The 21,558-nt window shown below is 56.9% G+C and carries 24 protein-coding genes; 19 read left to right on the forward strand and 5 right to left on the reverse strand.

Annotated elements, in window-relative coordinates; translation table 11 throughout:
• Position 1: 1 nt before the first annotated feature.
• Positions 2 to 928 (reverse strand): GNAT family N-acetyltransferase, encoded by a 927-nt coding sequence (locus B9Z40_RS10650; RefSeq protein ID WP_100173324.1) that lies wholly within the window; start codon positions 926 to 928, stop codon positions 2 to 4.
• A gap of 87 nt (positions 929 to 1,015) precedes the next feature.
• Between B9Z40_RS10650 and B9Z40_RS10655 the strand changes: the two genes are divergently transcribed.
• From B9Z40_RS10655 to B9Z40_RS10670, 4 genes are all read left to right on the forward strand, one after another.
• The gene (locus tag B9Z40_RS10655) at positions 1,016 to 1,198 is read left to right on the forward strand and encodes a hypothetical protein (RefSeq protein ID WP_100173454.1); all 183 of its coding nucleotides are present in this window, start codon (positions 1,016 to 1,018) and stop codon (positions 1,196 to 1,198) included.
• Positions 1,199 to 1,213: 15 nt separating this feature from the next.
• Positions 1,214 to 2,077, forward strand: a complete 864-nt coding sequence (gene motA / locus B9Z40_RS10660) for a flagellar motor stator protein MotA (RefSeq protein ID WP_100173325.1) — start codon at positions 1,214 to 1,216, stop codon at positions 2,075 to 2,077.
• Positions 2,077 to 3,057 (forward strand): flagellar motor protein MotB, encoded by a 981-nt coding sequence (locus B9Z40_RS10665; RefSeq protein ID WP_100173326.1) that lies wholly within the window; start codon positions 2,077 to 2,079, stop codon positions 3,055 to 3,057. The genes motA and B9Z40_RS10665 overlap by 1 nt, the downstream gene beginning before the upstream one ends.
• A gap of 83 nt (positions 3,058 to 3,140) precedes the next feature.
• A complete protein-coding gene (locus B9Z40_RS10670; protein WP_100173327.1) occupies positions 3,141 to 3,644 on the forward strand; it encodes a hypothetical protein in 504 nt (167 codons plus the stop codon).
• A 74-nt stretch (positions 3,645 to 3,718) separates the two neighbouring features.
• Here B9Z40_RS10670 and B9Z40_RS10675 read toward each other — a convergent pair whose 3' ends face one another.
• On the reverse strand, positions 3,719 to 4,990 hold the full coding sequence (locus tag B9Z40_RS10675; protein ID WP_100173328.1) for a sigma-54-dependent Fis family transcriptional regulator: 1,272 nt from the start codon (positions 4,988 to 4,990) through the stop codon (positions 3,719 to 3,721).
• A gap of 327 nt (positions 4,991 to 5,317) precedes the next feature.
• On the opposite strand from B9Z40_RS10675, the gene B9Z40_RS10680 reads away from it, so the two are divergent.
• Genes B9Z40_RS10680 through B9Z40_RS10700 form a run of 5 tightly spaced genes read left to right on the forward strand, consistent with a single transcriptional unit; the run spans position 5,318 to position 9,059 of the window.
• Positions 5,318 to 5,809, forward strand: coding sequence for an LPP20 family lipoprotein (locus B9Z40_RS10680; RefSeq protein WP_100173329.1), 492 nt, complete (start codon positions 5,318 to 5,320; stop codon positions 5,807 to 5,809).
• A 4-nt stretch (positions 5,810 to 5,813) separates the two neighbouring features.
• Positions 5,814 to 7,070, forward strand: coding sequence for a hypothetical protein (locus B9Z40_RS10685; RefSeq protein WP_100173330.1), 1,257 nt, complete (start codon positions 5,814 to 5,816; stop codon positions 7,068 to 7,070).
• A 21-nt stretch (positions 7,071 to 7,091) separates the two neighbouring features.
• The gene (locus tag B9Z40_RS10690) at positions 7,092 to 7,646 is read left to right on the forward strand and encodes a hypothetical protein (RefSeq protein WP_100173331.1); all 555 of its coding nucleotides are present in this window, start codon (positions 7,092 to 7,094) and stop codon (positions 7,644 to 7,646) included.
• Between the two features lie 22 nt (positions 7,647 to 7,668).
• The gene (locus B9Z40_RS10695) at positions 7,669 to 8,781 is read left to right on the forward strand and encodes a flagellar hook-length control protein FliK (RefSeq protein WP_100173332.1); all 1,113 of its coding nucleotides are present in this window, start codon (positions 7,669 to 7,671) and stop codon (positions 8,779 to 8,781) included.
• A complete protein-coding gene (locus tag B9Z40_RS10700; RefSeq protein ID WP_100173333.1) occupies positions 8,778 to 9,059 on the forward strand; it encodes an EscU/YscU/HrcU family type III secretion system export apparatus switch protein in 282 nt (93 codons plus the stop codon). Before B9Z40_RS10695 ends, B9Z40_RS10700 begins: the two co-directional genes overlap by 4 nt.
• Before the next feature lie 43 nt (positions 9,060 to 9,102).
• Here B9Z40_RS10700 and B9Z40_RS10705 read toward each other — a convergent pair whose 3' ends face one another.
• The 3 genes from B9Z40_RS10705 to flgA form a co-directional block, all read right to left on the reverse strand.
• Positions 9,103 to 9,525, reverse strand: coding sequence for a flagellar protein FlgN (locus B9Z40_RS10705; protein WP_233204877.1), 423 nt, complete (start codon positions 9,523 to 9,525; stop codon positions 9,103 to 9,105).
• Positions 9,526 to 9,541: 16 nt separating this feature from the next.
• Positions 9,542 to 9,844, reverse strand: coding sequence for a flagellar biosynthesis anti-sigma factor FlgM (gene flgM / locus B9Z40_RS10710; protein WP_100173335.1), 303 nt, complete (start codon positions 9,842 to 9,844; stop codon positions 9,542 to 9,544).
• Positions 9,845 to 9,991: 147 nt separating this feature from the next.
• Positions 9,992 to 10,834 (reverse strand): flagellar basal body P-ring formation chaperone FlgA, encoded by an 843-nt coding sequence (flgA, locus tag B9Z40_RS10715; protein WP_233204878.1) that lies wholly within the window; start codon positions 10,832 to 10,834, stop codon positions 9,992 to 9,994.
• Between the two features lie 266 nt (positions 10,835 to 11,100).
• Between flgA and flgB the strand changes: the two genes are divergently transcribed.
• The 10 genes from flgB to flgK are packed head-to-tail and all read left to right on the forward strand — an operon-like array spanning position 11,101 to position 21,550.
• A complete protein-coding gene (gene flgB / locus B9Z40_RS10725) occupies positions 11,101 to 11,490 on the forward strand; it encodes a flagellar basal body rod protein FlgB (RefSeq protein ID WP_100173337.1) in 390 nt (129 codons plus the stop codon).
• A gap of 2 nt (positions 11,491 to 11,492) precedes the next feature.
• Entirely contained in the window at positions 11,493 to 11,918 is a 426-nt protein-coding gene (gene flgC / locus B9Z40_RS10730; protein ID WP_100173338.1) for a flagellar basal body rod protein FlgC, read from the forward strand.
• A gap of 14 nt (positions 11,919 to 11,932) precedes the next feature.
• A complete protein-coding gene (locus B9Z40_RS10735) occupies positions 11,933 to 12,622 on the forward strand; it encodes a flagellar hook assembly protein FlgD (RefSeq protein ID WP_100173339.1) in 690 nt (229 codons plus the stop codon).
• 44 nt (positions 12,623 to 12,666) lie between these two features.
• Complete coding sequence (locus tag B9Z40_RS10740) at positions 12,667 to 15,072, forward strand: flagellar hook-basal body complex protein (RefSeq protein WP_100173340.1); 2,406 nt, start codon at positions 12,667 to 12,669, stop codon at positions 15,070 to 15,072.
• A 40-nt stretch (positions 15,073 to 15,112) separates the two neighbouring features.
• Entirely contained in the window at positions 15,113 to 15,874 is a 762-nt protein-coding gene (locus B9Z40_RS10745; protein WP_100173341.1) for a flagellar basal body rod protein FlgF, read from the forward strand.
• A gap of 20 nt (positions 15,875 to 15,894) precedes the next feature.
• The gene (gene flgG, locus B9Z40_RS10750; RefSeq protein ID WP_199172543.1) at positions 15,895 to 16,680 is read left to right on the forward strand and encodes a flagellar basal-body rod protein FlgG; all 786 of its coding nucleotides are present in this window, start codon (positions 15,895 to 15,897) and stop codon (positions 16,678 to 16,680) included.
• A 7-nt stretch (positions 16,681 to 16,687) separates the two neighbouring features.
• The gene (locus B9Z40_RS10755) at positions 16,688 to 17,428 is read left to right on the forward strand and encodes a flagellar basal body L-ring protein FlgH (protein WP_100173343.1); all 741 of its coding nucleotides are present in this window, start codon (positions 16,688 to 16,690) and stop codon (positions 17,426 to 17,428) included.
• Positions 17,429 to 17,452: 24 nt separating this feature from the next.
• Positions 17,453 to 18,577, forward strand: a complete 1,125-nt coding sequence (locus tag B9Z40_RS10760; protein ID WP_100173344.1) for a flagellar basal body P-ring protein FlgI — start codon at positions 17,453 to 17,455, stop codon at positions 18,575 to 18,577.
• A gap of 10 nt (positions 18,578 to 18,587) precedes the next feature.
• On the forward strand, positions 18,588 to 19,070 hold the full coding sequence (locus B9Z40_RS10765; RefSeq protein ID WP_100173345.1) for a rod-binding protein: 483 nt from the start codon (positions 18,588 to 18,590) through the stop codon (positions 19,068 to 19,070).
• Entirely contained in the window at positions 19,067 to 21,550 is a 2,484-nt protein-coding gene (gene flgK / locus B9Z40_RS10770) for a flagellar hook-associated protein FlgK (RefSeq protein WP_100173346.1), read from the forward strand. The genes B9Z40_RS10765 and flgK overlap by 4 nt, the downstream gene beginning before the upstream one ends.
• Positions 21,551 to 21,558 lie beyond the last annotated feature (8 nt).

Consider the following 21,558-nt stretch of genomic DNA (forward strand, 5'->3'; position numbering starts at 1 on the left):
CTCAAAAATAAGTTCCGGCCAGGGTGATCGCACGGCCACCTGTGCCCAATTTAAAGCGCGAAATGCCTGGCAAATCGTGGGTATTCACGCCCCCCAAGTCGAGCACCTCGATGCCCAAATTTTGCAGGTAGATCACCGACTCCCAGAGCAAAGCATTGTGGGCGCTGAGCTGTCGACCTTGCTCATCGGCCCATCCCATATGGTAACTGGCCACCCGGCCATGCAACAGAAACAACATGCCCGCCACCGTGTTCTTACCCAGTTCTGCATAAGCCACCACAAACGTCTGCCGATGGTCCGCCGCTGCACCTGTGTAAGCCTGAACGAAATTCGTGGGCAGGCCATGAAACTTTTTCGCTTCACGCTGGTCCATCTCTTTGCCCAGCAACCATTCGCAGCGCTTCAAGCTCGGTTGCACATGAAACCGGATTTTTTCTGTCGCCAGCGCCTTGTTCAAGCGGTTTCTCCACTTGCCTTCCAAGCCAGCTTTTAAGGTGGGCAGACTTTGTTTCAAATCGAGAAGCACAGTCGAATAACCGGTCATCACACGCGACAGGCCTTGGATTTCAGCTTTATCGACTTGGTCGGCACTGCGGTCAGGCGAAAACAACACCACTTTGAGCCAAGGCACCGGCAAGCTTTGCCGCAAGCGCTTGTAAATCGCCGAACGCTGCTGGGGGGGTACGTCAGGTTGCCAGACGGGGCCGCGTGTGCAAGAAGCCACCGACAAATACCCCAACACGCGTTTGCACATGAACTGGGCCACCGCCAAAAGACGACCATCCTCCCAGACCATGGCGCGGTGCACGCGAACACCCAAAGCACCCAAAGCCTCGCCGTAAAGCCAAGATTGCTGCAGTGCGCCGTGGTGGGTCGAATGAAATTCTTCCCATTCGGCCTGCGGCAAAAGCTCCCATTTCACATCCATATCGTCATAATAGGCAAATTTTCCAAATTCATCTCAAGATACCCCATTTGCAACCGATTTACACAGTTGTAAATGGAATTTCAAGCCATGTCGTCACGTCAAGATTCCAGCATCCTGGGGCATGACATTCCGAAGGCCAGTTTGACGCCGTCAGGCTGGGCTTGGATTGCGCTGTACCTAGGCTTGCCCATCCTCTTGCTGGGCAATTTGGTGGACTTGTTTTTTCAGTGGGCATTGGGTTGGTGCATCGGCGTTTGGTGCATGGTTTAAAACAAAAGGGCCAGCATGTTTTTCTTTATCGGTTTAGCGGTGGTGTTCGGCGCCGTTTTTGGTGGCTACATACTCGCGGGCGGCAAAATGGCGCCCATCATCAAAGCCGCCCCTTTCGAATTCATCATCATTGGCGGCTCTGCCATCGGGGCGTCTCTCATTGCCAACAGTTTTCCGGTCTTCAAAGCGGCCATGGCTGGCATTGGCAAATGCATCAAAGGTCCGAGTTTTCACCAAGCCGACTACCTGGCCCTGATGCTTTTGGTGGGCAAGTTGCAAACCGTGATGAAAAAAGAAGGCGTTGTGGCCTTGGAATCGCACGTTGAAAACCCCGAGGCCAGCGCGATTTTTGGGGAGTTTCCCAAATTGGCCAAAGACCACTCGATTGTTCAGATGATCTGTGATCCGCTGCGCTTGATGGTGATTTCCCAGGGCAACTTGGACGCTGACGCGCTGGACGATCTGATGAAAAAAGCCATCAAGGTCCACCACCACGAGGCCTTGTTGGCCCCCGCAGCGCTTGCGGGTATCGCCGGCGGTTTGCCTGCGCTGGGTATTGTGGCTTGCGTGCTGGGTGTGGTGAAGACCATGGGCGCGATCGACCAACCCCCTCCTGTGCTGGGGGCGCTGATTGGCGCCGCCCTGGTGGGTACGCTGATGGGTGTGTTCTTGGCCTACGGCATGTTCGAGCCGTTTTCCGGCCGGTTGACACAAATCATCAACGAAGATGCTCAGGCATTCGACGTGATCCGTGAAATGATCGTGGGCAACCTCCGGGGCTACCCTCAACCCCTGTTGATCGAGTCAGCGCGTGCCTGCATTTCGCACCACAGCCAACCGAGTTTTTCTGAGGTCTTTGACGGCATGCGGGGATCTTGATGGCAGAGGCAGACAAAGCCGCAGCAGGAACGCCCGAAGAAGTTGCGGCAGCAGCCGCAGCAACCGAGGCCTTGAGGCCCATCATTGTTGTCAAAAAAATCATCGCCGACGATGGGCACGCAGGCGCTCACGGCGGTGCCTGGAAGATCGCCCTGGCCGACATGATGACGGCCATGATGGCCTTCTTTTTGCTCATGTGGCTGCTGGGTGCCAGCACCGAAGACAAAAAGAAAAGTGTGGCGGACTACTTTCGACCCGCATCACACAGCCAAATTGCAATGGGCGAGCTGGCAGGCTCCAACGGCCTGTTTGGCGGCACCTCCATCATCGACCCTGACGGTTTTCCTTTTTCGTCCAAACAAACCGCGATGCTCGAACGCATGACGCCTCAGGCCCAAGGTGGCCCGGGCGAAAGCTTTGGCTCCTCCAAAGAAGAAAACAACAAAGACGGTCCATCGGAGCAAGATCCCGGCAAAGAAAGCGGCACGGGCACGCCCAGCGAAAAGCAGGACAAACAAAACTTCGACAAGCTGGAAAAAGAAATCAAGCAAAAACTGTCGGAGAGCAAACAGTTCGAGAAGATCAAAGACCAAGTCAGCATCACCCGCGACAAAGAAGGCTTGCGCATCGAGGTGATCGACAAAGCCGACTTTGCCATGTACGGCTCTGGCGGTGCCGACATGGGCGCCAAGGCGGCAGCACTCATGTCCGAAGTGACCAAGTCTCTCAAGCCCTTGCCCAACAAATTGGCCATCCGTGGACACACCGACAGCACGGGCTTCCCCCCCGAGAGCATGCGCAACAACTGGAGTTTGTCGACCGAGCGTGCCGATGCCACCCGCCAATTCATGCAGGGACAAGGCATTGGCCCCAACCGGTTCTCAAGGATTGAAGGGGTGGCGGACACCAACCCGAATGTGCCCGGCAACCCCGCCGACCCACGCAACCGCCGGGTCAGCATCACGGTGCTCAACCAATGACCATGGCTCAGCGCTGCTGCTAAAGTCCTCAGCATGATGTTTGTAATGCTTTCACCCCACATCGCCCAGCGAGAGGTTCTTCCATGTTGAAAAATATCGCCATCGGTTTCGCCATTGGTCTTTTGGTGATGGGGGGCATTTGGGGCTTGGTGCACCTCATGGACGACAACAACAGCGTGACAACTGAGCTGACCAACCCCAAAAGTATGCCTGGTGGCAGCAAGGGCGTCATGGACTTGATCTGCGAGTTGGAATTGGACCTGGATGGTCAACTGGCTCTGGGCATCAAGGAAAACGAGCCCTCGCGCATCGCCATGGCGCAGATCGATTTTGAGCAAAAATCAGGCTGGTACCAAGGCAAGATTTCCATTTCCGAAAGCCGAGCTGGCTCCCTGACACTGATGGGCACTCGCGTTAAGGTTTACCGACCCGCCATGTTTCAACGCTTTGGCGTCATGATTTCAGGGGAAGAGTTTGTGGTGGACCGCAAAACGGGTCGTTTTGAGCAGTCGCTCAGTCTGTCAGATGGTCGCACCGTCAAACTCATCAAAGGCACTTGCGCCCAGGTGATCAAGCCACCTTTTTGAAACGGTTCAGGAAACGCCTTTTAAAAGGCCAACTTGAAGTCGACATGCCGAGGCGACACCAAACAACTTCGGCTTCAGGCCACGTTGCGCAGCTCGTACTTGTTGATTTTTTCGATCAAGGTCGTTCTTTGCAATTGAAGCAGTTTGGCCGTTTGGGACACATTCCCTTGGGTGCGTGCCAAGGCTTGCTCAATCAAGCTGCGCTCGACTTCCACCAAGTGCTGCTTGAGCGACATGCCCTCTGGCGGCAAGGTCTGAATCCCTTGAGCCAACAAAATCGCTTGCTCCACCTCGTTGATTTCATCGTTGGATGCGGACAAGGGGGCAGGATTGAACACCTTCACCGGCATGCTGAACGAGCCTGCAGGGCTCGACAACAGGTGAGACATCGGATCGTCTTCACGGTCAAACGGTGAAGAACTTGATTGTGGGCCAGGCGACACGCCAAACACGAAGTCGTCTGGGACGGGCGTCACCACCTGTGACACCGCTACCGAATCTTCCAGCGAAGGCGGGAAAGTCGCCGCCGCCGTCATGCCATGCTTTTCCAACCACTCGGCCTGCAATGCGGCCATGCCCACTGGCATCATGCAGGCAGGCACGGTGTTCACATGCAGCACCTGGGCTGGGTACAGGGTCGAGAAACGGTCAATCAAGTTGGACAACTCGCGCACATTGCCTGGCCAAGTGTAGGCCTGCATGAGCTGCATCATCTCGGGCGAGAAACGCACCGCGCGAATATGCGGCAAAGCGTGTTTGTCGGCATAAAAGTGCAACAACGCCGCCACATCCGAAGGCCGTTCCCGCAAGGGCGTGGTGGTCACAGGCAAGACATTGATGCGGTAGTACAAATCTTCTCGGAAACGGCCGGCTTCGACCTCGGCTTCCAGTTTTTTGTGGGTCGCGGCCACCACGCGCACATCCAGAGGCACCTCTTTCGAAGCCCCCACAGGCAAGATGCAGCGCTCTTGCAACACGCGCAACAACTTGACCTGCATGTCCATCGGCAAATCGCCAATCTCATCCAGGAACAGCGTGCCGCCGTGGGCCAACTCAAAGCGGCCCAAACGGTCGGAAACGGCCCCTGTGAAACTGCCCTTGCGGTGCCCAAACAGCTCGCTTTCAATCAAATCCCGCGGAATGGCACCGCAATTGATCGGGACAAACGGTCCTGCCGCACGGGGCCCTTGCATGTGCAAGGACTGCGCCACCAACTCCTTGCCCGTGCCGCTCTCACCCGTGATCAAAGCGGTTGAAGCCGACGCCGACAGGGTTTTGATCAACTCACGCAAAAAAAGCGTGGCTTGACTGTCACCAATGATGAGGGGTTGAGCGCGCGGTTTCATCCAAAAATGAAGGAGGGATCGTGGGATATCACAAGAGGTAGGCCAATCACTGGGTGCTGTTCAACTGAAGATTGAAAATGACACAAATGACAATATCCTTGTTTATAAATCAAAATTCACATTTTGACCACTTATAAATGCAATCTTAAGGACCCAATCTTTCAAAATTGGCTGTTTTTGCGGGATTTTGAAACGCCAGCCCTCGCCCATCGACACAGGCGTGCAAAAAGCGTGAACTCAAGACTTCCGATGTGCTGTCGATACTCCCATCAAGATAAATCAGCTGGACCACCCCAAGGGGACACGTCCAGCCTCTGGAGTTTCAAGATGACTTTTCACCGATCCCTGGCGGCTTCTTTGCTCACCTTGGTGGCCTTGGCAGGCTGTGACACCACACCCCTGAATGTGCTGACGGGCACTCAAGCCAGCGCGGTCGCAACCACGTCGATGATCACACCCTTGGTTGAAAAGCGCGAAACCTTGGTGGCCACCGGTTACGCGGTCATCAGCGTACAAAACCACAAAAATCCCGCCCAGCAACGCCTGTTGGCCATTCGGGCTTCCAAGCTTGACGCTTACCGCTCGCTCACCGAGCAGGTCTATGGCCAACAGCTCGACGCCACCACCACCGTGGCCGACATGACCGTCATGAGCGACACGTTCAGGGCCAAAGTGGAAGGGGTGATTTACGGTGCGGTCTTGGTCAGCATTGCCCCGGTGGGCGACGACACGTACGAAACCACTTTGTCGCTCGACCAAAATGTGGTCCGAGACTTGCGCAGCTTGTACTTGAACCAACTGGCTGCCCGCCGCCGTTGATGCCATGCTCAAACCAGCACTGACCTCCCGCGCTTTGCGCCATGGCCACAGCTTGGCTTTGGCCTTTGGCTGTGCAGCGGCCATGACAGCACAAGCACAGACCGCCACGGCTACAGCGCCTGCCATGGCCCCAATGGCCACGACAACCATGGGAGATGGCTCAGCATCCCAAGCCACAGCTCGCAAAGACAACCGTGCGCGCTCTCAAACGGCGAAACAGCATGAGGCGCAATTGGGCGCGATCCGTCAGGCCATTTTGCAAGCCACCATCGACCGCCCCACACGCGTGCTCAGCAGCGCTTGGATCGATGACAAAGGCGCCCTGCACGAGAACGCGCATTTCCAGTCGGAAGCCGAGGTGCGTGGTGTGCGTGTGCTGTCTTACTTGCAAGACGAGCAAGACACGCCACCACAAGTCAGCGCAGAAGTGCTCCCCTGGGGTTGGCGTGCAGCCCAGACCAAAGCCACCGAATGCAAGCCCCCTCCCCGCCCATGGCGTTTGCCCTTGGTGCTGCAAACCCGTGTCGACAACGGCTTCACGGGCGCCCAACAGTTTGCCAGCCAGTCGGTCATGCATTTGGTAGCCCAGTCTTGGACGCAACAAATGCAAGCCTCACAACGGTGGCGCGCCCAAACCAAGCCCACGCCCTCCGACAACGCTTACCTGCGTGCCCTGACGGGTCCCAGCGAAAGCGCTACCGGTTGGACCGCCGAATTGGTGCTCAAACCCCACGCGCCTGCACAAGACTTTTCCATGCGGCAAGCTTGGTATGACTTCAGCAAAAGCGAGAACGAATGGCGCTGGACCATGAGCTTCACGCTCGGCGAACGACACGCCAGCCAAGGTCCGATCGAACCGCGGTGGCAGATCGAACAAGTGATCACCATCAACCCACAAGAAGTCGGCCAAAATCCGACCGCCTGGGTGCATCGCCTGAAAGAACAACTGCAACAGCAAATGCAAGATTGGGCGGCTCAACTGGACAAACGCTCGGCCTGTGAACCTGTTCAGTTTCATGTGCGCCGCACCGAATCCGATAAGCTCACCTTGCAGGCAGGCATCGACAGCGGCTTGCGCCCCGGAGACCGTGTTTTGTTGATCAACCCCAGCCATGTACCCAGCCAAATGCTCGAACCCGGTGCGACCCAACACTTGGCTCTGGCCCAAGTGGTCACGGTCGGGCGTGACCGGACCGAATTGCAACAATTGGCAGGCCCCACTTTGGCCGCGCAAGGGCACTGGATGGCTTTGCCCCTCTGATCTGGCCACTAGAACCCTCCAATGGACGACCTCACCATGACCGCTCGGATTGACACCTCAACAAAGCGCAAGCCAGCACACCCTGCGTGGGCCGCCTGCTGCTTGCTGCTGGCCGCTACGGCAATGACCCTACCGCTCGCCCAAGCGGCAGAAACGTCGGCAGCAGCGGCATCTGCCCTCAAAGTGCTGACCGCACCGCTGAATGGTGACGGCAACGCCTCAGCCCCCATGGGCAACCCAGCCATGGGCAACACCCCTGCGGGTCACCACATCACGGTCCAAAAAGGCGAAAGCATCGATGCCGTCTTGCGGCGTGGTTTGCCGGGCATACCCTTGAAAGAGGAGTTCATGCGCCAAGCCCTGGCCAAAGCCAACCCCAAAGTTTTCCCAAAAGGACAAACCTACCCGGTGCGCCCCGGCACAGTCTTGGCGCTGCCTTCGGTAGAAGCCTTGCGCCAACACATTTCGGCACAAAGCCCGCAGGCGGCAGCTTTGTTTCAAGCGACAGCGGCCACCGATGAAGCCGCTGAAATGAACACCGGACCCGACAAACGCCGCTGGGTGCGCTTTCCTTGAGGCCGGACACAGGCAGCCCGGCATGATCACTGGGGCGGAAACCGCCCACCTGAATCTCAAGACGCCAGTCATTTACCTGGATGGCACATTGCCGCTGGTGGTGGAGCGAACAGCGGCCGAACTGGGCTTGCGCGACGGCCAAGTGGTGCAAGGCACGCTCGAATCCAAATTCGACAATTTGCGGCTGAACCTGCAGGGCCCTCAACCCGGCTCTTACATCGACCTGCCCAAAGACCTGCCTCCCGGCTTGCGACTGGCTTCGGGTGACACGGCTTTGTTCAGGGTTCAAGTGCTGGCCAACGGCACCATCATGTTGCGTCCCTTGCAAGCGGCACCCACAGGGCCCGCGTCGGCCAGCGCCACGGCAGCGCCAGCGCTGCCGGGCCGCACAGAACAACTGGGGTTCAGGCCCCCCGACATGAACGCCCTGCTCCAATTGCTCAAACCCGGGCTGCTTGAAGGCCTGCTGCAAAGAGGGCAAGCTTCGGGGCCTGAGTTAGGGGCATTGCAGCAGTGGCTCAGGCTGCGCCCCAACATGGCCCAACTGACCCCAGAAAAGCTGCAACAAGCCATGCAACGCAGCGGTTTCATGACCGAAAGCCTGCTAAGCCAAGGCCTGGGCGCAGGCCTGATTGACCTCAAAAGCGTCTTGAGACAACTGATGCGCGCAGGGTCGGCCATCGACAAAGACGGGTTGATTGGCGACAGCCTGGACGACATTGAGTCGCGCCAATTGATGGGTCAAGAAAGCATCAGTGGGCATGAATGGGTTTTCTCGATGATGTTGCCTTTTAGCGACGCCGAGCCAGTGGCCATGCGCTTGACACGCGGTAGGCGTCAGCCAGGCCAACCCAAACCACCCTTGGTCATTCACCTGCACACGCGCAACCAAGATCTGGGCGAAGTTTGGTTGCAAACCCGTATCAGCGAACAAACGGAGGTCGACATGGTCATGTGGGCCGAGCGCGAAGATGTCGTGGCACGGGCCAAAGCCTTGGCCAGCAACCTGGAACAAGAACTCGACAGCGCGGGCTTGAACATGACAAGGCTGCAAATCATCCATGGCCAGGGCCCGAAAGAACCCACGCCCTATGCACCGCCCGGCATGGGCAGTTTGCTGGATGTGCAAACATGAAAGGCCCCCTCAAGGAAGCCATTGCGCTGGAGTATGGCCCTCGTAAAACCCCCGTGATCAGCGCCAAAGGTCAGGATGATCTGGCCCAAAAGATCATCGAAGAAGCTTTGAAACACGGTGTGTATGTGGCGCAAGACCCGCAATTGCTGGCCTTGCTCAGCCGGGTCGATCTGGAAGCGGAGATTCCACCAGAGATGTACACCGCCGTGGCGGTCATTTTGTCGTGGGTGTATTGGCTCAAGGGCATGCGCCCGGGCGACGAAAAGAAACGGCCCTGAACCTGTGGGCAAAGAAACGAGCGCCAGCCCTGATCAGAGGCGATCAGGCGAGCTGGTAACCCCAAGCGCTGGGACGGCGGGCGATTTGCCCCATGCGGTCGTACAAATCCACCGATGGCGCTGCAGATTCGCCTTGCAAGGCTTGCAATGTGCCTTTGACCGCCTGCAATTGGCGCTGCAACAGTTGAATGTTGCGCAAATGGTCTTGTTTGCTTTGGCGCAAACTGTCTTGCAGTTGCTGCCACAACAAGGGCACAGGGGATTGCGGTGCAGCCCACTCGGCCAACTGGGCCAAGTTTTGCAGCAAAAGGTTTTTTTCTTCCTGAACCGCCTCGAAAGCTTCAAGATCGCGCAGTTTCAGGGCTTCAAACTCCAAACCCAAAATCTCAGCCAGACGTGCCACCGCATCGGGGGCCGCCAGCAAAGCAGCCTCCCAAGGGGACGAAGTGGTATCGGACGGGGTCATCTCGGTCATCGGGGGTTCAACCTTTGATCATTTTCTCGATCGCCACAAAGTTTTCGGCAATACGGCGCGAGTCCACAGGGTACTGGCCCTGCTGAATCGCGGTCTTGATGGCCTCGACCTTGGCGCGGTCAAATTCGGGTTCTTGCATCACTTGCTGGGCCACTTTGCTCAAACGCAATTCGTCCGTGGCAGGGGCTGCAGCGCGTGTGGCCTCTCCCGCAGCAGGGGCCAAAGTGCGTGGTTCACCCTTGGCAACCGGCTGGCGGCTGGCAGATTCTATTTGAGCCTTGCGGCCAAAATGAGAGATGGGATCGGTCATATGGGTTCTCTTTTCTGGTCTTTGAACATGGAGCTAAGACCTCGCTCGAATACTGAATCGGCATGAGATTCTAGAACTTGAGACAAAAATTGAATTTTTTGAGTTTTATGGGGCTAAGGCGCAACTTGTCATGAAAATGGAATCACTTTACAAGCCGGTCACTTGGTTGGGGCCTTGAACACGACCGCTCAGTTCACGACCGGAGTCGCGGTTTTTGAGCTTGATCTGCTCACCAAAACGGCCATCTTGCATCGCTTCGACCCGGGCAGAAATTTGAAACCCCTGCGCTTGACCCACCGATAAAAGCACCATCTGACCCCGCTTCACCAAAAGCGTGGGCCGAATGTCCTGACTGCGCAAAGGAGTTCCGGGACGCATATCCCGAACCACCTCGGCGTGCATGACCTCAGAGGCTTGCTCCAGCACGTTGACCGGTATATTGGAAGTATCGACTTCTTCCCGCGAAACATGAGTCTCATCGAGCAACATCCCCCGCTGCAAGGGCACTTTGGCCACCAACATCCAACGCTTGACCGGCGCTGGTGGTGTCTCAGGCTTGACCGGCGCCTTGGCCTGAACCGGGATGTCGGGTGCCAGGCCTGCCACGCTCACACGCACAAATTGCTGCCAAACGGGTTGTATGCAGCGCACACGGACTGTTTCTTCATTTGAAAATGGCAAATCCATGCTCAGGGCTTGGTCGCAAGCGCGCACCTTGACCCGAGCGTCGAGCGGGGCCAATGTGACCTGATCTGGCTTCACCTTCCGGGATTGGGCCACCCACTTTTGAACCGACGACTGCAAGACTTCAGCGGCTGAAGCCGGCGCGCTCTTCGCTTGAGCGGGTTTGGCTGCAAAAGCGGGCGCCCCCAAAAGCCAGACCAGCAATCCCAACAAAAGCCCTCGGGCGATCAACAAGTCCAGCAAGCGGCAAAGCCCAAGCAAGAGGTGTTTCATGGGGGTGTGGAAGTTTTGACGTTCGGTGTGCATGAATCTTGTTAAGCAAAAACAAGACCAACTTGAACCGACATGGCCATTGGCCGCACATCGGCAAACCCTTGCCGCCCACGACCAAAGCTTGCCGCTCTCAGGGGGCCTGCATCGCACACCCTATGCATCGGACCGCCAAAAGGTGACAGAAAAAGTTGGCACAACTTTTGCAGGTATCGACACAAGCCCGCTCAACTTGAGTGGGCAACGTCAAAAGACCGACGTACCTTGAACATCGAACAACCTTCCGTAGCCCAGGAGTCCAGATGAATTTGTTGAACCAAGCACTTGGCGTGCATGAACAAGCTTTGCAAGTCAAAAGCCGCCGCCTCGAAGTGTTGGCGCAAAACATTGCCAACGCCGACACCCCTAACTACAAAGCGCGTGACATCGATTTCAAGGCCGTGATGAGTGCCGCCCAACAACAAGACACCGCCATGACGGCCACCAACGCTGGTCATTTTGGTGCGGGTGAAGAGCTCGGCGCCGATGGCATGCGCTTTCGCACCCCATTTAACACTTCATTTGACGGCAACACCGTCGAAATGAGCGTCGAGCAAGCCCAGTACGGTAAAGCGGCAGCGGAATACCAGGCCACTTTGAACTTTTTAGAAAACCGGGTCAGCAGCGTTCGCAAAGCCCTGCGAGGAGATTGAACATGAGCATGGACAACATCTTTGGCATTGCCGGCACTGCGCTCAACGCGCAGCTCACCCGCATGAACGCCACCGCCTCCAACCTGGCCAACGCCGGCACGGTGGCCACATCGGAAAAAGACGCCTTTCGGGGCAAGCGCCCCGTCTTCAAGGCCCTGGTGGAAGAGCAAATGACCAACGCAGGCGCGGCCTATGTAGGTGGCGTGAAGATCGACCGAATGGTCGAAGACACCGTTCCTCCCCGCCGCGTGTCCGACCCCAAAAACCCCATGGCCGACAAAGACGGTTATGTCTACCAATCCAACGTGAGTGAAGTCACCGAGATGGTGGAAATGATGGCAGCCGCCCGCTCCTACCAAAACAACGTCGAAGTCATCAACACGGCGCGTCAACTGATGATGCGCACGCTGGACATCGCCAAAGCCTGATTCGAAAGCCATTCATGACCACCGACACCGTCGCTTCCTCCAGCCTGCTCAAAAACGTCACGCGTTACGAAGACGCAAAAGACGCTGCCAAAAAAACCAGCGAGGACATGGGCAAGCAAGACTTCTTGACCTTGTTCACCGCGCAGCTGCAAAACCAGAACCCCTTAGAGCCCGTCAAAAACGAGGCGTTTGTGGCCCAGCTGGCCCAGTTTTCCCAACTGGAAGCCTTGACCAACATGCAGACATCGCTGGACACCTTTGTGACCTCTATGTCGGGTGAGCGCATGCTCAACAGCGCCTCTTTGATCGGCAAAAAAGTAGCCATCACCGACGCCTTAACGCCGCTGGCCCAAGGCGGAAAAATCGACGCCAGCATCGATTTGCCAGAGGGCGCGGCAGGTGTGCAAGTCAATGTGACCGATGCCAAAGGCAACTTGGTCAAAGAAATTGTGGCGGGCCCTCAACTGCCTGGCGGCATGTCTCTGCAATGGGATGGCACCAACACCGCGGGCCAAATGGCAACGCCTGGCTTGTACCAACTGAGCGCACAAGCTGTGATCAACGGCAAAACGGCCACCGTCCCGGTGAACACCCTTGCCACGGTCAAAGCCATCACGACCAACCCCACCGATGGCAGTGTCAGCGTCGAAGTTGACGGCGGCAAAACACTTCTGCTCAAAGACGTCAAGCGCGTGGGCATTTGACCTTTCAGCACGACCCCATTTCAGATTAACAGGAGCCTTACAGCATGTCTTTCTACACCTCCCTCACCGGACTGAACTCGGCCACCGCCCAGTTGGCGGTCACTTCCAACAACATTGCCAACGTGGGCACCTCAGGCTTCAAGCGCTCGCGGGCCGACTTTGGCGACATTTTCTCCACCTCGCCTTTGCAAAAATCGTCCAGCAACATTGGCCAGGGTGTGTCCCTCAAGCAAGTGAGCCAAGAATTCAGCCAAGGCAACATCTCCACCTCGGGCAACTCGCTCGATCTGGCCATCACGGGCGATGGTTTCTTTCCCTTGAAGACACCCGATGGTCTGCAAGACACCTACACCCGCAACGGCTCGTTCACCTTGAACGATCAAAACAACGTGGTGAACTCGACCGGACAACGCCTCATGGCCGCCTCGGTGGACTCGTCCGGCAAAGCCGATTTGACCAACCTGAACGCCTTGACCATCCCTTCCAAAACGTCGGGCGAAGCGGTAGAAACCACCAAAATTCAGTTGGGCTTGAACCTGCCAGCCGACTCGGCAGTGATCACGGCCGACTTTGACCGCACCAACGCCAGCACTTACAACAAAAGCACAGCGCTGACCGTATACGACAGCGGCGGTAACGGTTACTTGGCCACGGTGTATTACGCGAAAACCCAAAACGCCACGCTGGACAGCCCGTTTTCCAAATGGCAAACCTACTTCTTTGTGGGTGACACCGAGGTCAAGCCTGCTCTGCAGCAAGCCACAGACAACTTGGGCAGCAACTATTTTGTGAACAAGTACGGCGATGTTTTGCCCAAAAGCGATCCCCGCGTGGTGCCCAGCTCTGGCACCACAGAGATGTACTCTTTGGACCAACTGACCGACACCCGATCTTCGTCGCCAGCCAAAGCCGTGGCTGCAACCCTGGCAACCACCGACTATGACGCAGTCTCAGGCTCTTTTAAGGCCGCGCCATCTGGCACGCTCAAATTTAGCCTGAATGTCGATGGTGCCCCCGCCAGTAACACTGCAACGCCTGCTACGCCAAAAGAAATCACCTATACCCTGGCCGCAGCAGACAAAGACCCACAGGTTTTGGCTCGCCAACTTGAAATAGCCATCAACAACGCCATGGGTGCACTGCCAGATACACCTGCTGTCGCAGGCACGCCAGCGGTTGTAGGACCGCCAGCTGTGGCGGCCATCCCCGGCAAGCCGGCCATCTCCAACGCGCGCTTCGGTATCACCGTTTCCTTTGACCCGGACACTGCCAAGTTCTCCATTTCCTCCGGCACTACGGGTGACGGCTCCAGCATTTCCATCTCCGCACCCGACGCCAATGCCACCAAATACTTGGGTTTGGTCAACAATGCGCCCAACTTGACCGTAGCGGCCTCTTCCACAGAAGCGTTGCGCGGCAAGCCCAGTGAGCCCGCTGTCTTGCGTGGTGAGATCATGACGATCAACACGGCCAAAAGCGTGCAGGTCACCTCCTCCAACAAAGATTTCTTTGTCTCGGTGGACGGTACCGTCAAAAAAATCGAGCTGCCATTTCCCACCACTTACACCAACATCGAATCGTTTGCCAAAGCCCTGCAAGACGAAATCAACACGATCACAGATCCTGAGACTGGCCGCAAAGTATCGGGCGTAACGGTGGCTTTTGACGCCAAAACCAAACAACTCAACTTCACCACCGGCACCACCGGCAGTAACGCATCCATCCAAGTCACTGGTTCAGCTGACTGGGGTTTGGCCAACACTGAAATGAAATTTGGTACCACCACCGAGTGGAAAAAACTGGCGCAATTCACAGAAAACGGCGCTTTGCAATTTGTGAAAAACGGTGAACAAACAGAAGATGCCACCGGTTTGTCGAGCAAAACCGAATGGTGGCCCGTTTACCTGGACCGCGGCGAGTTGAGCTTCGATCTGACCGGTAAACCCGTGTCCCCATTGACAGGTATGCCTTTTGAAACCGCCTTCTTACAAGGTGGTAAAGGCGCGCTGACCATGTCGATCGACTTCACCAAGTCCACCCAATACTCGAGCGCATTCGCTGTGCTGTCTCAATCACAAGACGGTGCGCCAGAAGGCGACCTGATGGGCCTGAACATCGGACCTGACGGTTTGGTCAATGCCACCTACTCCAACGGCTCACAGGTGTCGCTGGGCAAGATCGTCTTGGCCAACTTCTCCAGCCCGTCGGGTTTGCGCCAGGTGGGTGACGCGAGTTATTTGGCCTCCGCTTCCTCAGGCAGCGCCAAGATCGGTGAAGCAGGCTCAGCCGGTTTTGGTTCGATCCGTGCAGGTGCTACCGAACGTGCCAACGTCGACTTGACACAAGAACTGGTGGACCTGATCACCGCTCAGCGGAACTTCCAGGCCAATGCCAAAGCGATTGAAACCAGCAGCACGATGACCAGCGCGATCATCAACATCCGCTCTTGATGCACTGAATCCGTTCCAACTGAACATCTGAAAAAAAATCATGGACCGCCTTGTCTTCACTTCCAACGCCACCATCAAGGAGCAGGCGACCGCGCGTCAGGTGCTGGTCAACGACTTGGCCAACGTGTCCACGGTGGGCTTCAAAAGCAGTTACGACGTGGCGCTCAAAACCGTCAAAGTCAACGGTCCAGGTTTTGATTCACGCTTCCAAGCCCAAGCCATGGTGCGTGACCAAATCCGACTGACGCCAGGTCCCATCATGGCCACGGGCCGCCCCATGGATATCGCTTTGGCCGAAACCGCTGTGATGACCGTGCAAGCACCCAACGGAGACGTTGCATTCACACGGCGTGGCGACTTGCGGGTCAACCCCCAAGGCCAATTGGAAAACGGCTCGGGCCACTTGGTGCTCGGCAATGGGGGGCCTATCGCTGTGCCACCGGGCATGAATGTCTCGATCAACCCCGATGGCTCGATCTACGCCAAAGACCCTGCACAGCCTGCAACAGCGCCTTCCGTGCTGATTGACCAATTGCGTTTGCGCGATGGCAGCGACACCAAGCTGGGTCGTCGACAAGATGGCCTGTTCAAAGTAGACGGCCAGCCTGACGGTACCGACATCGCTTTGGGCAACGCTCAGCCCCGCGTGATTCCTCAGGCACTGGAAGGCAGCAACGTCAGCGCCATCGAGGCGATGACCAAGCTGATCGACCACTCGCGCAGTTTCGAAACCCAAATTCGCATCATCAAGGAAACCAAGGCACTCGACGAGTCCGGCGCTTCCATGATGAAAAACGCCTAATTAACTGACAGGAGCCCCCCATGGATGCATCAATGTGGATTGCCAAAACCGGCCTGGACGCGCAGCAAACGCGCATGTCGGTGATTTCGAACAACTTGGCCAACGTCAACACCACGGGTTTTAAACGTGACCGTGCTTCGTTTGAAGACATGCTGTACCAAAACCTGCGTCAGCCCGGCGCACAGGTGGGCGCCAACGCTCAGGCCCCTACCGGCCTGATGCTCGGCACCGGTGTGCGCATCGTTGCGACCGAAAAAACCCACACCCAAGGCAGTTTGGTCAGCACCAAAAATGCGCTGGATTTGGCCGTTCAAGGTGATGGTTTTTTCCAGATTACCCAATCCGACGGCACCATCGCTTACAGCCGTGACGGTAGTTTCAAGCTGTCTTCCACCGGCCAGTTGGTTACGGCCAACGGTGCACCGCTCCAACCGGCCATCACCGTGCCCCCCAACGTGGCCAGCATCACCGTGGGACAAGACGGTACGGTGTCGGTAGAAGCTGCGGCCGGTGGCGGCAGTCAGGTGATTGGTCAGATCACAATCGCCCGCTTTGCCAACCCGGCCGGTCTCCAGTCCATGGGGCAAAACCTGATGAAGGAAACCACCGCCAGTGGCGCGCCTCAAGTGGGCCAACCCGGCGTGACTGGCGCAGGCCAGCTCATGCAAGGTGCTTTGGAAGCCTCCAACGTGAACGTGGTGGAAGAAATGGTCAACATGATCGAGACCCAACGGGCCTACGAAATCAACTCCAAAGCCATCTCGGCCGTGGACGGCATGCTGCGCTTCCTGAACAACAACATGTAAGCCACACATGACCCGAATCTTTTTCTCCCCCCTTTCCGTAGCCATCGTTTTGGCGTTGGGCTTGAGCGGTTGCGCTTCAAACCCCACACCCATGGCGCACACCCCCCAATTTGCACCCGTTTTGCCGGTGACGCTCGAAAAGCCCTACATGGCCACAGGCGCCATCTACAACGGCCGCAAAAGCGACAACTGGTTTGGTCGCGTGCGTGTCTACAACGTGGGCGACGTGATCACAGTCTTGCTCAATGAATCCACCCAAGCGGGTCGAACTCAAAAAGGATCCGTCACGCGTACGGCCTCAAACGATGTGATTCCTTCTGTCGGCAATGCGCCCAATGGTTTGAACGCACGGGTACAAAACATGCGGTTGCCCACCAAAATTTTGGGCACCCAGTTGTCCGGCATTTTGGGTGGCGTTGACTTGAGCAAAGCCAACATCAAGAGCGAAGGTGGCGGAGAAGCCGACCAGCAAGCCAGCCTGATTGGCGATGTCTCCGTGACCGTGGCCGAGGTCTTGGCCAACGGCAACCTGATGGTACGCGGTGAGAAACAACTCGCCTTGACCGAAGGCGCAGAAATCATTCAGGTCAGCGGCATCATCCGCCCTGAAGACATCTCGCCCAACAACACCGTGCAGTCTCGCCGTTTGGCCAATGCCCAAATCGCTTACCGCGGCACAGGCGACATGGCCAATGCCGCCAAGGCGGGCTGGGGCACCAACGCCTTGATGAAGTTCTGGCCTTTCTAAAGCCAAACCACCCTGGAAACTCCCATGAAATCCACCCTTTTCTCTCTCATCGTGTTGCTGGGTTTGTCTGGCTCCGCCTGGGCTGACCGGGTCAAAGACTTGGCCTCGGTGGCTGCTGGCCGCACCAACCAACTGATTGGTTATGGTCTGGTGGTGGGCTTGCAAGGTACAGGCGATGGTGCTGATGTGTCGTTCACCGCCCAAAGCATGAAAGCCATGCTGGCACGCTTGGGTGTGGGCATTGATGGCCCCTTGTCTGACTTTGAACTCAGCGCGACCACCGGCAAGATCGACATCAAAAACTCGGCCGCCGTGATGGTGACTGCCGAATTGCCAGGCTTTGCCAAGCCTGGCCAAAAAATCGACATCAACGTGTCGGCCATCGGCAAAGCCAGCAGCTTGCGCGGCGGCAATTTGCTGCTCACCAGTCTGCGCGGGGTCGATGGCGAAATCTACAGTTTGGCCCAAGGGGCCCTCACAGCCACAGGCGTCGAGACCAGCGCTGCCGGCTCCAAAGTCAGCATTGGCGTGCCTACATCGGCCCGCATACCTGGAGGTGCCACCGTTGAACGCATGGTCGAAACACCTTTTGAAAAATCAGACCATGTGGTCATGAATGTCCGTGAGTCGGATTTCACCACCACCACGGCCATCGTCAATGCGATCAACAAAAGCTTTGGCAATGGCATTGCACAAGCCTTGGACGGCATGTCTTTCGCCATCAAAGCCCCCAGCGACATGTCCCAGCGCGTGGCCTTTATGAGCATGGTGGAAAACCTGGACGTGGTCCCCGGCGAACCACCGGCCCGTGTGGTCATCAACTCGCGCACCGGCACCGTGGTGATCAGCCGCAACGTCCGCATCACAGCGGCAGCCGTGGCACACGGCACCATCTCGGTGTCCATTGCAGCCACCAACGAAGTATCTCAACCCAACGCATTTTCGAATGGGCAAACCACGCCCGTACAAAACGCAGACATCTCGGTGTCTGAGCCCAAGAACCCCATGTTCCTGTTCCAGCCCGGGGTGGATTTGCGCCAAGTGGTGGATGCCGTCAACCAAGTGGGCGCAACGCCTTCTGCCCTGATCGCCATCCTGGAAGCCCTGAAAAGTTCGGGCAGCTTGCGTGCCGAACTGATCGTGATTTAAAGAGATATTCATGAGCGACTTGTCCACCAACACCGCCAGCACCTACCTGGACTTCAACGCCCTCACGCGCCTGAAGGGTGAGGCGGCGCAAGACCCGTCCAAGGCCATCCGCAAAACGTCAGAGCAGTTTGAGGCTTACTTCGTTCAGCAGATGATGAAAACCATGCGCGAGTCGATCGAAAAAAGCGATCTGGTTGAAGGCGGCAACATGGACACCTACCAAGACCTGATGGACAAAGAAATGTCCCTGGAAATGGTCAAACGCGGTGGCTTGGGTGTGGCCAATATGCTGGAAAAGCAAATGCTGCTGGCACAAGAGCTGAGCACCCAAGACGCTTTGCGCCTGCACGCGCCAAAGACCGAAGCCAAGGCCTTGCCACTGACACCGACGCGTGAAGCCATGTCGCTCAAGCCTGAGGTCGTCAAAGGTTACCAACTCGAACGCTTCAACGGTTTCAAACTGGACAATGCAGCCCAGGGAGCTAAACCATGAGTGACTTGCTCAGCATAGGCAGCTCAGGTGTCACCGCCTACCAGCGTGCGTTGGCCACGGTGTCCAACAACATTGCCAACGTCAGCACCGACGGCTACACACGCCAAGATGTTTCCCTAACTTCCAACCAGCCTAGGCCCTTGGGCAACAGCTATTTGGGTACGGGTGCCAGCTTTGACGCTGTTCAGCGCCAGTACGACGCTTTTGTGGAGTCCAACCTGCGCAACAGCAACAGCGATTTGGCCAGTCAAAAGCCTCTGCTGTCTTACGTCAACCGATTGATCGACGTGATGGGCGACGAAAGCATTGGCCTGACTACGGCCATGAATCGCTTCTTTGAAGCGTCCCGGGACCTGTCCAGCGACCCTGCTTCGGTGGTCACACGCAGCACATTTTTGCGCGATGCCGAAGGTTTGTCCTCCCGCTTCCAGCAACTCGCCAATCAATTCGAACTGTTGGACAACGAAACACGCCAATCGGTCGACACCGATGTGGGCCAGATCAACTCGCTGACACAACAGCTGGGCTTGCTCAACAAACAAATGTCCAAGCACAGCAGCGTGGACAGCCAGCCGTCTGAACTGCTCGACCAGCGTGACCGTTTGCTGCGCGAACTGTCTGGCCTGATTGCGGTCAAAACCAAATTTGAGCCCAACGGTGCGGTGCTGGTCAGCGTGGGCGATACGCTGGACCAAGGTATTTTGGTGCAGCAGTCCAAAACCCGCGCCATCAGCGTGTCGCAATCGGGTATCGACAAAAACAAGCTCGAATTTGCCATCGATGCTTACGGGACGCCTGAAACCATGCCGGGCATCAGCAGCGGAAAAATCGGCGGTGTGATGACCTTTCGGGAGCAAGTGCTGAACCCGGCCTCCGACTCCCTGGACAATTTGGCCCAGGTCATGACCCGTGAAATCAACGCTATTCACCGCGAAGGCGTGGATGCAGAAGGGCTTTTGGGCGGTGATTTGTTTGCTTTCAGTGCCGACAAACCCTTGCAAGCTGCAGGCATGCAAATGATTGTCAAAGACGCCAACCGGGTGGCTGCAGCAGGTCAATTCAGGGTCATCGACAACCCTTTGAACAGCGGCACAGCCCAAGCCCGCATCATTTACAACGCACCCGATTTTGCCGGTCCGACGGCCTTGCTCGGTGATTTGTCGATGGGGCAAATTCCTCAAATCGGCTCAGCCACGGTCAGCACCAGCGCAAGCCAAACTTTTGCCAGTTTGGGCTTGGTGCCCGTGGGCACACAAGATTTGTCCTTGACGCTCAAAAACCCCAGCGCCACCCAAACATTCCAAGTTCTGACCCGTGACGGACGCCATGTTTTAGGACGTGAATTGAATGCAGACCAGCAATCCCTGTTGCTCAAACGCAGCAATGGCATGGAAGCTGGCGCTACTTACAACACCACCCACCTCAATGCGTCGGGCGCAGCGGCTTATTTGGAAATGGACATTTTTATGGGGGCCAAGGCCGATGTGGGCCTGGTTCAACAGTTCAACCCCGCCACGCGTGAACTGCTGACACCCCAAAAAACTGCTGCAGTTCTGACCAGCAACAACTTTGTGCCTTCCGTGGGTGGGATCCAGGCTGGTGCCTTGACGCTCAATGGCCGGGCCATGCCCGCCTTGGCCAGTGCCAATAATTTGACCGCCGTGGTCAACTGGCTCAACAGCGAAACGGCCAACACAGGTGTCACAGCCAGTGCCTTTGATGGGAAGCTGGTACTGTCTCGCCCAGCCGGCAACACCACAGACGACATTCGATTGGGCATCGGGCCGAACGGCACGCCTGCCGACTTGAACAAACTGGGCTTTGACACCCGCATCTCGATCAAGGGTGGCACCACCGATGACCTTTTGGTCTTTGTGACCGACAGCAGTGGCGTTGCCAGCACCGCATCGGTGAGTGCTCAATTTGGTGGCATCGAAGGCAGTATGAAGCAAACCTTGCGAGCCTCACCGCTGAAGGTGACTTTCACATCGGACAACAGTTACAAAATTGTGGACACCCGCACGGACACGGTGGTAGCTGAGCGTCAGTTGGAAAGCAATCCCACCAACGCCATCCCTTCATTGACTTACCGGGGCTTGCGTCTGGAATTTTCAACCGCTCCCAAAGCGGGTGACGTTTTCAACATCGATGGCAACAAAGACGGCATTGGCAACAACGAAACAATGCTGCGCATGGTGGCGCTTGAAGACGATGCCATCATGCCCGGCGGCCTGACCATCACAGAGACTTACATCGAGCGCGTGAACCAAGTTGGCAGTGTGGCCCGGCAGTCGGCCATTGCCGAACAAGCACTCACCGTGGTTTACCAGCAAGCCCAAGAGGCGCGCGACGGGATCTCTGGTGTGAGCTTGGACGAAGAAGCCTCAGCTTTGGTCCGTTTCCAACAAGCTTACCAAGCCAACGCCAAAGTCATGCAAGTGGCGATGGCTTTGTTTGACTCCATCTTGCAAGTCCGCTGACCGGAGGC

Origin of the sequence: Limnohabitans sp. 15K (assembly GCF_002778285.1) — a bacterium.
Classification (GTDB): domain Bacteria; phylum Pseudomonadota; class Gammaproteobacteria; order Burkholderiales; family Burkholderiaceae_C; genus Limnohabitans_A.

Excerpts from the sequence above, each read along its gene's own strand:
- B9Z40_RS10650 (WP_100173324.1), bottom strand. The coding sequence starts at position 928 with ATGGATGTGAAATGGGAGCTTTTGCCGCAGGCCGAATGGGAAGAATTT.
- B9Z40_RS10655 (WP_100173454.1), top strand. The coding sequence starts at position 1,016 with ATGTCGTCACGTCAAGATTCCAGCATCCTGGGGCATGACATTCCGAAG.
- motA (WP_100173325.1), top strand. The coding sequence starts at position 1,214 with ATGTTTTTCTTTATCGGTTTAGCGGTGGTGTTCGGCGCCGTTTTTGGT.
- B9Z40_RS10665 (WP_100173326.1), top strand. The coding sequence starts at position 2,077 with ATGGCAGAGGCAGACAAAGCCGCAGCAGGAACGCCCGAAGAAGTTGCG.
- B9Z40_RS10670 (WP_100173327.1), top strand. The coding sequence starts at position 3,141 with ATGTTGAAAAATATCGCCATCGGTTTCGCCATTGGTCTTTTGGTGATG.
- B9Z40_RS10675 (WP_100173328.1), bottom strand. The coding sequence starts at position 4,990 with ATGAAACCGCGCGCTCAACCCCTCATCATTGGTGACAGTCAAGCCACG.
- B9Z40_RS10680 (WP_100173329.1), top strand. The coding sequence starts at position 5,318 with ATGACTTTTCACCGATCCCTGGCGGCTTCTTTGCTCACCTTGGTGGCC.
- B9Z40_RS10685 (WP_100173330.1), top strand. The coding sequence starts at position 5,814 with ATGCTCAAACCAGCACTGACCTCCCGCGCTTTGCGCCATGGCCACAGC.
- B9Z40_RS10690 (WP_100173331.1), top strand. The coding sequence starts at position 7,092 with ATGGACGACCTCACCATGACCGCTCGGATTGACACCTCAACAAAGCGC.
- B9Z40_RS10695 (WP_100173332.1), top strand. The coding sequence starts at position 7,669 with ATGATCACTGGGGCGGAAACCGCCCACCTGAATCTCAAGACGCCAGTC.
- B9Z40_RS10700 (WP_100173333.1), top strand. The coding sequence starts at position 8,778 with ATGAAAGGCCCCCTCAAGGAAGCCATTGCGCTGGAGTATGGCCCTCGT.
- B9Z40_RS10705 (WP_233204877.1), bottom strand. The coding sequence starts at position 9,525 with ATGACCCCGTCCGATACCACTTCGTCCCCTTGGGAGGCTGCTTTGCTG.
- flgM (WP_100173335.1), bottom strand. The coding sequence starts at position 9,844 with ATGACCGATCCCATCTCTCATTTTGGCCGCAAGGCTCAAATAGAATCT.
- flgA (WP_233204878.1), bottom strand. The coding sequence starts at position 10,834 with ATGCACACCGAACGTCAAAACTTCCACACCCCCATGAAACACCTCTTG.
- flgB (WP_100173337.1), top strand. The coding sequence starts at position 11,101 with ATGAATTTGTTGAACCAAGCACTTGGCGTGCATGAACAAGCTTTGCAA.
- flgC (WP_100173338.1), top strand. The coding sequence starts at position 11,493 with ATGAGCATGGACAACATCTTTGGCATTGCCGGCACTGCGCTCAACGCG.
- B9Z40_RS10735 (WP_100173339.1), top strand. The coding sequence starts at position 11,933 with ATGACCACCGACACCGTCGCTTCCTCCAGCCTGCTCAAAAACGTCACG.
- B9Z40_RS10740 (WP_100173340.1), top strand. The coding sequence starts at position 12,667 with ATGTCTTTCTACACCTCCCTCACCGGACTGAACTCGGCCACCGCCCAG.
- B9Z40_RS10745 (WP_100173341.1), top strand. The coding sequence starts at position 15,113 with ATGGACCGCCTTGTCTTCACTTCCAACGCCACCATCAAGGAGCAGGCG.
- flgG (WP_199172543.1), top strand. The coding sequence starts at position 15,895 with ATGGATGCATCAATGTGGATTGCCAAAACCGGCCTGGACGCGCAGCAA.
- B9Z40_RS10755 (WP_100173343.1), top strand. The coding sequence starts at position 16,688 with ATGACCCGAATCTTTTTCTCCCCCCTTTCCGTAGCCATCGTTTTGGCG.
- B9Z40_RS10760 (WP_100173344.1), top strand. The coding sequence starts at position 17,453 with ATGAAATCCACCCTTTTCTCTCTCATCGTGTTGCTGGGTTTGTCTGGC.
- B9Z40_RS10765 (WP_100173345.1), top strand. The coding sequence starts at position 18,588 with ATGAGCGACTTGTCCACCAACACCGCCAGCACCTACCTGGACTTCAAC.
- flgK (WP_100173346.1), top strand. The coding sequence starts at position 19,067 with ATGAGTGACTTGCTCAGCATAGGCAGCTCAGGTGTCACCGCCTACCAG.